This is a genomic window from Streptomyces sp. NPDC059788 (assembly GCF_042732265.1).
Lineage (GTDB): Bacteria > Actinomycetota > Actinomycetes > Streptomycetales > Streptomycetaceae > Streptomyces.
On sequence record NZ_JBHWHY010000006.1, the window covers coordinates 194,318 to 208,141 of the forward strand.

The window sequence follows — 13,824 nt, forward strand, 5'->3', positions numbered from 1 at the left end:
CCTAGCGCAGTTCCTTCGGCGGCGTGCGCTGGGCGTCGACCTTCTCGGTGCGCTCCAGCTCGCCCCAGACGATGTAGCGGTACGTGGAGGTGTAGACGGGCGTGCAGGTCGTCAGCGTGATGTAGCGGCCCGCCTTGCGCTTGCCGGACTCCTTGGGGACGTCGTCCAGGACGTCCACGTTGTACTTCGAGGTCTCGTCCAAGGACGCGTAGACCTTGTAGATGTACCAGGTGTCCTTGGACTCGAAGACGATCGGATCGCCGTCCTTGAGCTTGTCGATGTTGTGGAACTTCGCACCGTGTCCGTCGCGGTGCGCGGCGAGCGAGAAGTTGCCCTTCTTGTCCTGCGGGAGGGCCGACTTGACCGGCTCGGTGTAGTAGCCGGCGACGCCTTCGTTGAGGACGTCGGGGTCGATGCCCTTCTTGACGAGCACCTCGCCGTTCTTCATCGCCGGAACGTGCAGGAAGCCGATGCCGTCCTTGGTGTCGAGCGCGCCGGGGCCCTGCGGGGTCTGCGCCCAGTTCTTGCGCACCGTGTCGCCCTGCTTGTGCGCCTCGCGGTCGGCGAGGACGTTCGTCCACCACAGCGAGTAGACGACGAACAGGGCCAGGATCAGCCCCGCCGTGATCAGCAGCTCGCCGATGACGCTGACGACGGCGGCGACGCGCCCGCGCAGACGGCGCGGCGGCGTGGACGCCGGCTGCTCCGCCGCCGGGCCGGTGTCCTCGTCGTGTCCGGTGGCAGTCACCGCGTGGTACCCCTCTTACGTTCGCTCAGCTGACGAGCGCATCCGGCTTGCCCTTGCTCCGCGGCCGCTCCTCGACCATCTTGCCCCAGACGATCATCCGGTAGGTACTGGTGAATTCCGGGGTGCAGGTCGTGAGCGTGAGATAGCGGCCGGGCCCCTTGAAGCCGGAGCCCGGCGGCACCGGGCCGATCACCCCGATGTTCCGCGGCGAGGTCTGCGGAAGGATGCTCGCCATCTCGTACGTGTAGTACGTGCTGCCCGTCTCGACGACGATCTTGTCGCCCTTGGCCAGCTTGTTGATGTAGCGGAACGGCTCACCGTGGGTGTTGCGGTGCCCGGCCACCGCGAAGTTGCCCTGCTTGTCCCAGGGCATCGCCGTCTTCACGCTGTTCTTGTCGTAATGGCCGACCATGCCGCGGTCCAGCACCGCGGGCTTGCTGATGCCCTCGGCGATCGGGACCTTCACGTCCAGCTTGGGGATATACATGATCGCGAAGCCCTGGCCGGGCGAGAAGGCGTCGGGCTTGCGGTCCTCGGCGCCCTCGTCCCACTCGTGCTCCAGGCTGCTGGCGGCGCCGCCCGCCTGCTGGTGCGCCAGGACGTTCGTCCACCACAACTGGTAGGTGACGAAGAGCAGCATCAGGACGCCGAGGGTGATGAACACCTCGCCCACGGCGCGGCTCGCGATGACGCCGGGGCTCTCCTTGCGGGCCCGCTCGGCCCGGCGGGCCTCCAGCCGCGACAGGGGCGCGGAAGGCGCCTCAGCGGCCGGTGAGGCGGCGTCGGCAGTGTTCGCCGGGGTACCACGCCGTCCGCGCCTGCTGCCGCGCTTGGCGGCCTCCTGGGCGGCTTTACGGCGTGCGGCGCGGCCACCGGTCGCCGGTGGGACCGAAGGTGTCGCGCCGGAAGCCGCGTCCAGATCGGTTGAGGCCGTCGGGGGCGTCGGCAGCGGCTCGGTTTCACGTGAAACAACGTCGGGTCCGCCGCGGTGACGGCCGGGCTCATCGGCCTGACGGAGCGCCATGGTCTCGGCGTCGTAGACAGAATCCGGGCCCGGGGCGGGTGCCGGGGCCAGGCCCGGGGCATCGGACGGGCCCACGGCGTCGACCGGTCCGGGCACGTACCGCGGGTTCAGGACCGGGTCCGTCTCCGTCGCGTACACGGGGGCCGGGGTCGGGTGCGCCTGGTGCGCCGGGGGCGTCGGGTGCGAGAAGGCCGGAGACGGTTGTGCCGGGTATGCGGAGACCTGGGGCTGGGCCGAGCCGGGTATCGGGCCGGTCGCCGAGTGGCGTGGGGACTGCCGCCGGCCCGGGGCCTGCTGCTGCTCCGGGGAGGGCGCCACCGGGGCCTGATGCGGGCGGAACCACGGGGACCCGCCCCGGCCCGACGCGGGCTGCGCCGCCCCCGGCGCCTGCCGCGTTCCCGGCTGCGTTCCCGCTTGTGTTCCCGCTTGTGTTCCGGACCCAGGCCGCGCCGCTCCCGGCTGCGCGTCCCGCCCGGGGCCCGATTGCGGCTCCCGCGCCGGGGGGCCGCCCGGGAGCGGGTCCGTCAGCGGGTCGTCCAGTCGCCCGACGGCCGCCTCGAACGCGTCCTGGCCGTACGCGCCACCGGCGTCACGCGACGGCTCGTAGGACCTCCCCTCGCGCTCGGGGCGGAGGTCAGTCACGCGCCGACCTTGCCGACCACCGGGGCGAGCCCCGCCGAACGCTCCACCGCACCGGAATCGCCGCACTCCACCAGCCAGTTGGCGAGCATCCGGTGGCCCCACTCGGTCAGTACCGACTCGGGGTGGAACTGGACGCCCTCCACCGGCAGTTCACGGTGCCGCAGCCCCATCGCCACACCGGTCACGGCGTCGTCGCCCGTCCAGGCGGTGACCACCATCTCGTCGGGGACGGTGCCGGGCGTGACGGCCAGGGAGTGGTAGCGGGTGGCTGTGAAGGGCGTGGGCAGCCCCTTGAAGACGCCCGCGCCCTCGTGGGAGACCAGGGATGTCTTGCCGTGCAGCAGCTCGGGGGCCCGGCCCACGACACCGCCGTACGCCACCGCCATCGACTGCAGCCCGAGGCAGACCCCGAAGACCGGCACGCCCGTGTCGGCGCAGTGCCGGACCATGTCGACGCAGACACCGGCCTGCTCGGGAGCGCCCGGCCCGGGGGAGAGCAGCACACCGTCGAAGCCGTCCTGCGCGTGCCGCAGCTCGACCTCGTCGTTGCGCAGCACCTCGCACTCGGCACCCAGTTGGTAGAGGTACTGGACGAGGTTGAAGACGAAGCTGTCGTAGTTGTCCACGACGAGGATCTTTGCGGTCATCGGACGGCGCCCATTCCTCGGTCGACGGTGACGTCGTTGAAGGGGAGCAGCGGCTCCGCCCACGGGAAGACGTACTGGAAGAGCACGTAGACGATCGCCAGCACCAGCACGAGTGAAATCAGCGCCTTCACCCATGCGTTACCCGGCAGATGCCGCCAGATCCAGCCGTACATGCTGTCGCTGTCCCTACTTGCCGATGACGATGACCGTGTCGATCGATGTCGATCGCCCCACCAGACTAAAGGGCGAGGGCGGCGACCGGGGGGTCAGCCGGTCAAAGCCGACGGCCTTCCACGTTCCACGGGTTGGGTGGAATCCAGGTGTGCCCAGACGATCAGCCGGTGGCTGTGGCCCCACTCCGGCTCGCAGGTCGTCAGGGTGAGATAGCGCCCCGGTCCGCTGTATCCCGATTTGCGCGGTACGGGGTCGATGACTCCGATATCGGTGGGCAGCGTCGTGTAGGGGCGTCGGTCGATCCGGTAGGTGAACCAGGTCGTGCCGTCCGTGAGGACCACCGCGTCGCCCGGCCGCAGCCCGGGGAAGTCCTTGAAGGGATCGCCGTAGGTGCGGCGGTGCCCCGCGACCGCGAAGTTGCCGCGCTCGCCGAGCCGCGCGGTGCGGTCGTAGTGCCCGAGCCCCTTCTTCAGCACGTCCGTCCCGGTGCCCTCCAGTACGGGTTTGCTCCAGTCGGCGCCGAAGCGGGGGATGTACATCACGGCGAAGGACTTGCCGGCCTCGTAGCGCGGCTGCCGCTCACCGGACCCGCCCGGCTGTCCTGCGGAGCCGCCGGGGCTCCCGGTGGCGGCCGGGCCGGTGGACCACTGGTCCTGGAGCCTGCCGATCTCGCCGTCCATCGCGCTGTCGGCCCGTACGCCCGTCCAGAACAGGACGTACACCACGAAGAGCACGATCAGCGTGCCCACCGTGACGCAGACCTCGCTGAACGTCCGGACGACCAGCCGCCCCGCCGGAGCGCGCCCGCGCCCCGCACCGGGCCGCCCCCTCGCCCCGTACCGCGCCGCCGCGGACCGTGCCGTCATTGCGGACCGCCCCCTCCCCGGCCGCCGGCGCCGGTGCGGGCGGCCGGCGGATCACGGCTTCACAGGCTGTGCGTAGTGGAGATCCACTGTGCCGGAGTAGCCGGGCAGAGTCACCGTCTCGTGCTGGTCGACTTTCCAGCCGAGGCCGTAGGCGTTCACGTACTGCATGTAGTTCTGGATGGCCGGGGAGGCGGTCAGCGCCCGGTTCAGCGCCGCGCGGTCGCCGACGGCGGTGACCTTGTACGGCGGCGAGTAGACCCGGCCCTGGAGGATCAGGGTGTTGCCGACGCAGCGCACCGCGCTGGTGGAGATCAGCCGCTGGTCCATGACCCGGATTCCCTTGGCGCCGCCCTGCCACAGGGCGTTGACCACGGCCTGCAGGTCCTGCTGGTGGATGACCAGGTCGTTGGGCTGCGGCTCCGGTACGCCGGGGATCTTGGCGGTGGCGTTCGGCGGGGCGTCGGTGAGGGTGACGGTCATGCCCTGGCCGGCGACCGGCTTGGTGCCCGCGTTCTTCTCCAGCGCCGCCAGTCTGGCGTCCTCGGCGTCGGAGTTGCCGCTGTCCTGGTGCGCGAGGGCGTCGACCTCGCCGCGCAGCGCGGCGTTGCGCTCGTCGTGGGCGCCGTTCTTGTGGCTGCGTTCCTGGATGAGGTCGGACAGGCGCAGCATCGAGTCGTCGGACCGCAGGTCCGTGCCGCGCGCCGTGTCGAAGCTCAGCCAGAAGATCAGCCCGGCGAGCGCGAAGACGGCCAGTGTCAGCAGGCGCACCGGCCGCAGGCGGCGGCGCGGCGGGCGGCCGGGGGAGTCAGCGGAAGTGCTCAACGTACCCTTGCTCCTTACGACGCCGCGGAAGCACTACGCTAACGGACGCCCGGGGAAGGAATCCGCTCCCCGTCACCGGCCCGCCCCACGCATCATCCGCCCCCAGTGCGGTCACGCAGATCATCGACAGGAGAGTTCCTCGTGCCGAAGTCACGGATCCGCAAGAAGGACGACTTCACGCCGCCGCCGGCGAAGCAGACGACCAGTCTGCGCATGAGTTCCGGCCGGGGCTGGGTGGCCCCGGTGATGCTGGCACTGTTCCTGATCGGTCTGGTGTGGATCGTGCTCTTCTACGTCACCGGCGGCGACATGCCCGTCAAGGCGATGGGCAACTGGAACATCGTGTGCGGGTTCGGCTTCATCGCGGTGGGCTTCGGCGTGTCCACCCAGTGGAAGTAGCCCGGAGCGGCGACAGCCACCACGATCACCGGTACGGCCGGGGCCGCTGAGCCCCGGCGCACCGGCCCTTCACGACGCCCGTGCCCGGCAGGGCGGCCACGGCGGCCGGCCTGCCGGGACCGCCGTTCCGGCCCTGCCGCAGGCACCGTCGCGCAAGCCTTGCCCAAGGCCATCCACACGGTTATCCACAGCCGGGGAAAACTTCAGAAGATCTGTGGATAACTTCCCGGCCGTTGACGCCGGTGTGACTGGCGACCCGCCACCCGGACCACCGTCCCCCTCGTCCTGCCTGGGAAAACGCAGCCCCGTACGGGCTTGGACACCCGTTCCCCACCCGGTGCACAAGATCCGACACGCGCTGTGGACAACCCCTGCCCGAAAGCGCATCTCCCCGGGTTTGCACAGGCCGGCACGCGACCACCGCACACCGTGCCCCGGCCGGTCTCAGCCCACGAGCTGGACGGTCCGTACCCACACCACCGCGACGATCACGAGGAACGCCACCGCGAATGTCGCGCCCTGCACCAGCGCCCGCCGCTCCCGCGGCGCGTGCACCATCCCGTACGTCACCGCCGCGCCCACGACCAGCCCGCCGACGTGTGCCTGCCACGCGATGTTGGGCCAGGCGAAGGTGAAGACCAGGTTGAGGGCCAGCAGGATCAGCACCGGCCGCATGTCGTAGTTCAGGCGGCGCATCAGTATGGCCGTCGCGCCGAGCAGGCCGAAGACCGCGCCGGACGCTCCCAGCGACGGCTGGTTCTGCGCGGCCAGCAGATACGACAGCGCGCTGCCGCCGAGCGCGGACAGCAGGTAGAGCGCGAGGAAGCGGACCCGGCCGAGGGCCGCCTCCAGCGGCGGGCCCAGCCACCACAGCGAGAGCATGTTGAAGATGATGTGCATCGGCTCCTGGTGCAGGAACGCCGCCGTCAGCAGGCGATAGAACTCGCCCTCGGCGACGCCGATGAACTTCATGTCCTCGGGGACGAAGGCCCCGCCGATCATCTCCAGTTCCTGCACCAGGCCGCTGCCCACCGACAGCACCGCGAGGAACACCGCGACGTTGATGCCGAGCAGGATCTTGGTGACCAGCCGGGTGTCCGTGGTCAGCGCGCCGCCCGCGACCGTGCGGGGGGCGGTGGCCTGCGCCGTACGGCCCGTGCCGCCCGCGCCCCGTACGCACTCCGGGCACTGGAATCCGACCGACGCACTGACCATGCACTCGGGGCAGATGGGCCGCTCGCAGCGCGTACAGCTGATGCCCGTCGCGCGGTCCGGATGGCGGTAGCACCCGGGCGCGGCATCGCCCGCCCGCGCGTCCCGCGGCTCCTGTGGGCTGCCCGGCGCCTGGTCCATGGTCCCCTCGGTCCCTCGTGCCGAATCCATGCGGACGTCACCGCACGAACGACGTGCGCGCCCCACCCGATCTACGACCGGGCAGGGCGCAATGGTTCCCGCGCAGCCGCGCGCCGGGGCCGCCAGGGTCCCGGGCCGGCTGTCGCGGTGACGCGATGCCGCGCGTCAGCGGTTCTCGACGACGACCGACTCGATCACGACGTCGTTGACCGGACGGTCGGTGCGCGGGTTGGTCTGGGTCGCCGCGATGGCGTCCACGACCTTCTTGCCCGCGTCACTGGTGACCTCACCGAAGATGGTGTGCTTGCCGGTCAGCCAGGTCGTCGGGGAGACCGTGATGAAGAACTGCGATCCGTTGGTCCCCGGGCCGGCGTTGGCCATGGCGAGCAGGTACGGCTTGTTGAAGGAGAGGTCCGGGTGGAACTCGTCCTTGAACTCGTACCCCGGGCCGCCGGTGCCGTTGCCCAGCGGGTCGCCGCCCTGGATCATGAAGCCGCTGATCACCCGGTGGAAAACCGTGCCGTCGTACAGCTTCTCCGTGGACTTCTTGCCGGTCTCCGGGTGCGTCCACTCGCGCTCGCCCTTGGCGAGTTCGACGAAGTTCTTCACCGTCGTCGGGGCGTGGTTCGGCAGGAGCCGAATCTCGATGTCGCCCTGATTGGTCTTCAGGGTGGCGTAGAGCTCTTCAGCCACGATCTACCTTCCATAAGTCTGCACTGACGAATCCCGATCCTCGCATGGACGTCCGTCCGGCACCCGGACACCGCCACGTTCCCGTTCCCCTTTCCGCCACCAGTCCCCGCCGAACCGGCGCACGGTCCGGCAAAGCGTGGCATTGTCATCACAAGGCTCCGTAAGGTCCCCAATGACCCGGATGCCCGCCCGCACATGCCGTATGTCGTGCGTGCAGGCATGATCTTGAATCGGGTGGACAGGCGACACAGCAGACGTTGGGGAACAAACCCCTGAGCCCCCCGGACACGCCACCGAGGAGGAGGATCCCGTGACCCGCAAGGACAGCGTGCGCGCGGCGACCAGTTCGGCCAAGGACAGCGTGCGGCACGCGGCGGAGGTGGTGGCTCCGTATGCCGGTACGGCCAAGGACACCGCCGCGCACTACGCGCACGAGGCCCGTACGCGACTGGCACCCAAGGTGGCCGAGGCCGCTCACCAGGCACGCAGCCAGTACGACGCCCACCTGCAGCCGCGCATAGAGCACGCCCGCGGCGCCCTGCCACCGAAGGTCGACGCGGCCGCCAGCCGCGCCGCCGTACGCACCCGCAAGGCCGCGCGCCAGGCCGCCGACTACACCGCGCCGCGCGTGGAACAGGCCGTGCACAGCGCCCGGGCCGCCGCCGAGCCGGTACGCGAGCAGGCCGTGGCACGCGGCACGGCCGCCATCGCCGCCCTCCGCGGCCAGGTGTCGGCCAAGGAGATCGACAAGCTCGTCAAGAAGCACAACCGCCGTCGGCGCGCCGGGAAGGCCGCCAAGCGCCTCGCGATCGTGGGCATCCTCGCCGGCGGCGCCTACGCCGCCTGGAAGTGGTGGGACAAGCAGGCCAACCCGGACTGGCTGGTCGAGCCCCCGGCCGCCACCGAGGTCAACGAACGCGCCACCCTGACCGCCGTCGACGGCACGCCCGAGGCCGCCGTACTGGACCCGGAGGTCCAGGCCAAGCAGGCCGAAGCCGAGGCCGACGACCGCGGCGGCCCCAAGCCCTGACCGCCACGGCCCGCGCCCGGCGGCCCAGTGGCCCCACACGCAAAGGGCCCCGCGGCCCCGGCGCCCCGGCACCGGCTCGCCGACGCAGGCGTCCCGGCGCAGCCGGCCCGGCCCGCCCCGGCCCCAGGCACGAAAAAAGACCCCTCCCACCTGCGTTTCCGCAGCCGGGAGGGGTCTGGTGGTTGTGGAGCCCAGGGGAGTCGTGTCCGAAATCGTCACCTTCCTGACCTGCCGAAACGTCAGGTTTGCAGGACTGAACTACCGCGTGGCTGCCGCACTGCAAGCCATGGCCGACCGAGCCGCCCTGGTGCCTTCCCAGGGCGGCACGGTACTCAGGGCGAAGAGCGGCGGCTCATCTGAACCTGGGGAAAGCTCGTAGGTATCTGTCAGCTGAATGTCGGCGCGCCATGAAACATGGGGCGCCGCGGCTGCCATGTGCGTGATCAGCGGCGCTGGACTTCGCCTGTCCGACCTCACACGGCGACGAGCCGGACCCGGTCACCACAGAGCTTGGTCATGTCGTCGATGTCGGACGTCAGCATGACCACTGGACGCCGCTGCCGCAGGGCGGCCTCGGCCACGGCCGCATCGATGGCGTACTGGTGACCGTGCAGCCCTGCCCCCATCAGCAGCGCCGAGGCCGTCTTCGCCTCCTCGTCGCCCACCGGGATCACTCGTAGACCGGACAGCAACCAGCTGAGCCGGGCCTTGTTCGTACGGGCGTGGACGGCTTCGATGATGGTGAGCGAACAGATCACCACCTCCATACCACGCGACCGCGCCTCCGCGATCAGCGCCACCACGGTCTCCTCATCGGCGAGCAGCTTGGAGAGCCCCTCACTGTCCAGGACCAGCGTCCCCTCGTGGCTCAGCTTGCGGCGGGCCACTGGCCCTCCTCGGCGAACACCTCGTCGAACACCTGCCGCGCCCGCTGTTGCGCCTGCTCGGACACCGGCCCCTTGCGGCTCTCGTAGTCGGCCAGGTACTCGTCCAGCACCTGTCCCCTGAGCTCCCGCTCGACGGCTGCGGAGATGAACGCGGAGAACTCCCGCTTGCCGACCCGGGCCCGGATCGCCTCCGCGGTTCCCTCGGGCAGAGACAGACTGACCCGAGTCGCCGGGCCCTCACCGATGCTGTACATCGCCTCAGACATAGAACCGATTGTGTCAAACAAGTAGGAATCCAGAAAGCCCTGCACGCCCCAGCCCGCTCCGCGAGATCTACCGGAGCGCGACCACCGGAGCGGGACCAGAGGACAGCTCCCCGAGACACCGTGCGAGCCCAGGGGAATCCCCTACGGAAGAAAGGGTCCTCCCAGGCCCCATGAAGACGGGCCGCCGAGGGCTTACGTCAGCACCATCGTGCTGACATGTCAGCACGGGAAATTGGGACAAAAACACCCCCCTAACCGCGTTCCCGCAGGTCAGAGGGGTGATAACAAGTGGAGCCTAGGGGAGTCGAACCCCTGACATCTGCCATGCAAAGACAGCGCTCTACCAACTGAGCTAAGGCCCCGTCGCGAACCAGGGTACCCGGTGCCCGGGAGGTTTCCCGACCGGGTATCGCCGCGCGCAGGTGCTCTCCGTAGGATGCTTCGCGAGATTCGCGGCAGCGAAGCGCGATCGGGGAGACAGGGGAGACGCCATGGACGCAGCACAGCAAGAAGCCACCGCGCGCGCTCGGGAACTGCAGCGCAGCTGGTACGGCGAGCCGCTCGGCGCGCTGTTCCGCCGTCTCATCGACGATCTCGGCCTCAATCAGGCCCGTCTCGCGTCCGTACTGGGGCTTTCCGCGCCCATGCTCTCCCAGCTCATGAGCGGCCAGCGGGCGAAGATCGGCAACCCGGCCGTCGTCCAGCGGGTCCAGGCGCTCCAGGAACTGGCCGGGCAGGTCGCCGACGGCAGCGTGAGCGCAGCCGAGGCCACCGACCGGATGGACGAGATCAAGAAGACCGCGGGCGGGTCGGTGCTGAACAACACCGCGCAGGCCACGTCGTCCACGGGAGCGACGACCGTGCGGCGTGTGGTGCGCGAGATCCAGTCGTTGCTGCGCTCGGTTTCGGCCGCCGGCGACATCATCGACGCCGCGAACACCCTCGCCCCCACCCACCCCGAACTGGCAGAGTTCCTCAGGGTCTACGGAGCGGGACGCACCGCCGACGCGGTCTCCCACTACGAGTCCCACCAGAGTTAGACGGCGAGCAGCCGGAGGCGGCGCGCGCGACGGCCTCCGGAAGTCGGGAAGTTCGGTGGTTCGGTAGGCGGACGGGGCGCAATGGGTGAGGTCTTCGCCGGTCGGTACGAGCTGATCGACCCGATCGGGCGGGGCGGCGTGGGTGCCGTCTGGCGCGCCTGGGACCAGCGGCGCCGCCGCTATGTGGCGGCCAAGGTGCTGCAACAGAGCGACGCGCACACACTGTTGCGCTTCGTACGCGAGCAGGCCGTACGGATCGACCACCCGCACGTGCTGGCCCCCGCGAGCTGGGCCGCCGACGACGACAAGGTCCTGTTCACCATGGACCTGGTGCACGGCGGTTCACTGGCGCACCTCGTAGGGGACTATGGGCCGCTGCCGCCGCGCCTGGTGTGTGTACTGCTCGACCAGCTGCTGTCGGGGCTGACGGCGGTGCACGCGGAAGGCATCGTGCACCGCGACATCAAGCCCGCGAACATCCTGCTGGAGGCGACCGGCACCGGCCGGCCGCACGTGCGGCTGTCCGACTTCGGCATCTCGATGCGCAAGGGCGAGCCGCGCCTGACCGACGCCAATTACGTAGTGGGTACGCCAGGTTACTTCGCGCCGGAACATATGCTGGGCGCCGAACCCGACTTCCCCGGCGACCTCTTCGCCGTCGGCCTGGTCGCGGTGCACCTGCTCACCGGGGCCAGGCCGGACGCCCAGAGCCTGATCGAGCACTTCGCGCAGCACGGTACGCCGGAGGCCCCCGAGGACATCGCGGAGCCGCTGTGGCAGGTGCTGGCGAACCTGTTGCAGCCCGACCCGGACCTGCGCTTCAAGACGGCCGCGGGCGCGCGCAAGGCGCTGCTCGCGGCGGCCGAGCTGCTGCCGGAAGCGACGATCGAGGACGAGGTCGTCGAGGTCTTCGACCACATCGGGCCGCTGCCGTCCGGCTTCGGGCCGAACGGCCCGCTGCGGGGCAAGCAGGCGCGCGCCGCGTCGGGCGCGGACGCCGGACATGGAGCGGGCACCGGGCCGCGTACGGATGCCGGGCATGGGGCGGGGGCCGGATCGAGCACGGACGCCGGGGCCGGTGCGGGCGGCGGGCGGCCGGGGGCGGCGACGCCACCGGCCCGTACGAACATGTCGGACACCGGCAGCTTCCTCATCGCGCCGCCGTCCAACGGCTTACCCGCACCGCAGCACCCCGCGCCACACACACCGGACGCCCACGCCTCCCGCGCGCAGGCGAGCCCTCAACCCGGCGCCCAAGCGAGTCCGCAGTCCAGCGCAGCCTCCGGCCCGCAGGCAAGTCCGCAGCCCGGCCCTGTCCCCGAGCCGTCATCCGGCCCGCAGCCCGGCCCTGACTCCGGCCCGCAAGCTGTCCCGCAGTCGGGCTCAACCTCCGGCCCGCAGGCAGCTCCGTACGGCGGAGGCCCGCACGGAAACCCTTACGCGGCCCCCCAACCCCCCACCACCCCACCGACCTTGCCCCCGTCCCGCCCCTTCGGCCCTCCACCGGCCCAGCCCGCGCCCACCCGGCCGTACACGCCCGGCCACCCGCAGCCCCTGCCGCCCGCGGGCCGCGCCCCGGCCCACCGGCACCGGGCGCTGCCACAGCGGCGGCCAGGACCGCCTCCGAAGGTCGCGGTCCCGGTCATCGTCGTAGCCCTGCTGTGCATCGCAGTCGGTGTGTGGGCCCTGGCCGTCAGCTGACCTGCCGCGCGCGGCAGGCAAGTACCGTTCAGCGCTGGTCAGCCGCTCGGCCGCCGCCTCGCCTGCGCGCTGCCAGCGTCCACACGCCCAGCGCCAGCAGCAGCACCGTCCCCGTGCTGATGCCTCCGTACCCGACCACGCGCAGCGCGTCGTCCGCAGTTGCCTGTTGCGTCGTCAGACCCTCGTCGGACGCCGCGCGTTCCTGCGGCGTGACGGTGAAGTCAGTGGTTTTCTCACGGTAGCCGGGGCCCGGCTGCGGGCGCCCTGTCGGGTCGACGCGCAAGGTGATCGGCGTGCCGTCCTTGAAGTACTTCGCGGCGTCCGGGTGCAGCGACACGGCGAGGTAGTACGAGCCCGCGAAGCGCATCGCGCTGACCGGGGCGGTGGCGTTGTAGCGGTTGCCGTAGTCCACCGGGGCCGTGGCGACCTTGGCGGCGGCGGGCTTGCCGTCGTACGCGATGAAGCGGGTGTCGCTGACCGGGCCGCGTGCCGGGTTGTAGACCCCCAGCCCCAGCGCGCTCGCCACGAGCCGCGAGCCGGCCACCGCGCCCTTCCCCCGCACCGCCCCGTATCCGCCCGCCAGCGCCCCGCCCGGCAGTTCCACGCTCACGCTGAGCTGCTGCCCCCAGTCCACCGGCACCCGGTAGAACCGGGTCTCCCCCGGCCTGATCCGGTCCTGCCACACCCCTTTGCCGATCGGCCCGGCGTCGTTGAAGCCGGTGCCGCCCTCGATGTCCTTCTTCGTGCCGCCGGTCAGCGGTACGGGCGTCGCGGTGGACCAGGTTCCCGGGCCGGGTTGCGCGGGCGGGGTGCCCGTCAGGCCGGGCTCGCGCTGGAAGCGCAGTTCGACGGGCCAGCGTCCCGATCCCTCCGCGGCGGCCCTGCCCACCCGTTTGACGACGAAGTAGTAGTCGCCTGCCTGTTGGCAGTTGGTGCGCGGGCCGTCGCCGCGGCGGGTGGCGTAGTCGGCGATCGGGTAGGCCATGCCGCGGCCGTGGAAGGACGTACTGCCGCCCGGGGAGCAGGCGTTGCCGTCGGCGTCGCGGATGCTGACCTTCAGGCTGTCGGTGTGGTCGGCGACCTCGCTGCCGGGCCGCGGCGCCGCCACCGCGGAGAAGTAGGCGCTGGACTTCGCGTCCAGGCGCACGGCGTAGTACTTCTCGTCGCCGCGGGCCAAGGTGTCGGTGTATGTTCCGGGCGCGATCCGCGGCGCGCCGGACGGACCCTCCCCGCCCCGTACGGGCTGGGCCCCGGCCGCTGTCCTGTAGACGGGCGGACCGTTGCGTAAACCGTCCGCCCCCGCGGGTCCCGACAGCACCGGTACGGACACGAGCACGGGCACCAGTACGGGCACCAGCCTCCCGGCGCGCCCACCCCTCTTCGTGCGCCCCCTGACCACGAGCCACCCCTCACCACTTTTGCTTTTGCAAGCTACTTATGTGCTATGGCAAACCCGCAGGAACGGTCGCACCGCGCGCCGTCCCGCCCCCGGACGCACGAGACCCCGGTCACCGTCGCGCGGTGACCGGGGT

Annotated in this window: 15 protein-coding genes and 1 tRNA gene; 4 read left to right on the forward strand and 12 right to left on the reverse strand. The window is 71.0% G+C overall.

The genetic code is table 11. The features are described from left to right. Nucleotide 1: 1 nt before the first annotated feature. From ACFV57_RS07775 to ACFV57_RS07800, 6 genes are all read right to left on the reverse strand, one after another. On the reverse strand, nt 2-748 hold the full coding sequence (locus ACFV57_RS07775; protein ID WP_385226824.1) for a class E sortase: 747 nt from the start codon (nt 746-748) through the stop codon (nt 2-4). Nucleotides 749-773: 25 nt separating this feature from the next. Beyond that, complete coding sequence (locus ACFV57_RS07780) at nt 774-2,018, reverse strand: class E sortase (protein WP_385226990.1); 1,245 nt, start codon at nt 2,016-2,018, stop codon at nt 774-776. Nucleotides 2,019-2,410: 392 nt separating this feature from the next. After that, nucleotides 2,411-3,061 carry an aminodeoxychorismate/anthranilate synthase component II gene (locus ACFV57_RS07785; RefSeq protein WP_385226826.1) on the reverse strand — a complete coding sequence of 217 codons (651 nt, stop codon included), beginning with the start codon at nt 3,059-3,061 and terminating at the stop codon, nt 2,411-2,413. Beyond that, nucleotides 3,058-3,234 (reverse strand): hypothetical protein, encoded by a 177-nt coding sequence (locus ACFV57_RS07790; RefSeq protein WP_030598899.1) that lies wholly within the window; start codon nt 3,232-3,234, stop codon nt 3,058-3,060. Before ACFV57_RS07790 ends, ACFV57_RS07785 begins: the two co-directional genes overlap by 4 nt. 93 nt (nt 3,235-3,327) lie before the next feature. Beyond that, nucleotides 3,328-4,101, reverse strand: a complete 774-nt coding sequence (locus ACFV57_RS07795; protein ID WP_385226828.1) for a class E sortase — start codon at nt 4,099-4,101, stop codon at nt 3,328-3,330. 51 nt (nt 4,102-4,152) lie between these two features. Beyond that, nucleotides 4,153-4,923: a DUF881 domain-containing protein gene (locus tag ACFV57_RS07800; protein WP_385226830.1), complete on the reverse strand. Its 771-nt coding sequence runs from the start codon at nt 4,921-4,923 to the stop codon at nt 4,153-4,155. Between the two features lie 141 nt (nt 4,924-5,064). On the opposite strand from ACFV57_RS07800, the gene crgA reads away from it, so the two are divergent. Next, nucleotides 5,065-5,322 carry a cell division protein CrgA gene (crgA, locus tag ACFV57_RS07805; protein ID WP_030017047.1) on the forward strand — a complete coding sequence of 86 codons (258 nt, stop codon included), beginning with the start codon at nt 5,065-5,067 and terminating at the stop codon, nt 5,320-5,322. Between the two features lie 444 nt (nt 5,323-5,766). Here crgA and ACFV57_RS07810 read toward each other — a convergent pair whose 3' ends face one another. Together ACFV57_RS07810 and ACFV57_RS07815 are read right to left on the reverse strand one after the other, a co-directional pair. Then, a complete protein-coding gene (locus tag ACFV57_RS07810; RefSeq protein WP_385226993.1) occupies nt 5,767-6,675 on the reverse strand; it encodes a rhomboid family intramembrane serine protease in 909 nt (302 codons plus the stop codon). A 165-nt stretch (nt 6,676-6,840) separates the two neighbouring features. Further along, a complete protein-coding gene (locus ACFV57_RS07815) occupies nt 6,841-7,368 on the reverse strand; it encodes a peptidylprolyl isomerase (RefSeq protein WP_385226832.1) in 528 nt (175 codons plus the stop codon). A 310-nt stretch (nt 7,369-7,678) separates the two neighbouring features. On the opposite strand from ACFV57_RS07815, the gene ACFV57_RS07820 reads away from it, so the two are divergent. After that, nucleotides 7,679-8,398 (forward strand): DUF5324 family protein, encoded by a 720-nt coding sequence (locus ACFV57_RS07820; RefSeq protein ID WP_385226834.1) that lies wholly within the window; start codon nt 7,679-7,681, stop codon nt 8,396-8,398. Between the two features lie 473 nt (nt 8,399-8,871). Here the strand turns inward: ACFV57_RS07820 and ACFV57_RS07825 are convergent, their stop codons facing one another. The 3 genes from ACFV57_RS07825 to ACFV57_RS07835 all read right to left on the reverse strand — a co-directional run bounded on the left by ACFV57_RS07825 (nt 8,872) and on the right by ACFV57_RS07835 (nt 9,913). Next, a complete protein-coding gene (locus ACFV57_RS07825; RefSeq protein WP_385226836.1) occupies nt 8,872-9,285 on the reverse strand; it encodes a DNA-binding protein in 414 nt (137 codons plus the stop codon). Beyond that, complete coding sequence (locus ACFV57_RS07830) at nt 9,267-9,551, reverse strand: hypothetical protein (protein ID WP_385226838.1); 285 nt, start codon at nt 9,549-9,551, stop codon at nt 9,267-9,269. Before ACFV57_RS07830 ends, ACFV57_RS07825 begins: the two co-directional genes overlap by 19 nt. Before the next feature lie 289 nt (nt 9,552-9,840). After that, a tRNA-Ala gene (locus ACFV57_RS07835) sits at nt 9,841-9,913 on the reverse strand. Nucleotides 9,914-10,042: 129 nt separating this feature from the next. Here ACFV57_RS07835 and ACFV57_RS07840 point away from each other — a divergent pair. Beyond that, nucleotides 10,043-10,591, forward strand: coding sequence for a helix-turn-helix domain-containing protein (locus tag ACFV57_RS07840; protein ID WP_385226840.1), 549 nt, complete (start codon nt 10,043-10,045; stop codon nt 10,589-10,591). Between the two features lie 81 nt (nt 10,592-10,672). After that, nucleotides 10,673-12,292, forward strand: a complete 1,620-nt coding sequence (locus tag ACFV57_RS07845) for a protein kinase (protein ID WP_385226842.1) — start codon at nt 10,673-10,675, stop codon at nt 12,290-12,292. Between the two features lie 28 nt (nt 12,293-12,320). Here ACFV57_RS07845 and ACFV57_RS07850 read toward each other — a convergent pair whose 3' ends face one another. After that, the gene (locus ACFV57_RS07850) at nt 12,321-13,646 is read right to left on the reverse strand and encodes a hypothetical protein (protein ID WP_385226844.1); all 1,326 of its coding nucleotides are present in this window, start codon (nt 13,644-13,646) and stop codon (nt 12,321-12,323) included. Nucleotides 13,647-13,824 lie beyond the last annotated feature (178 nt).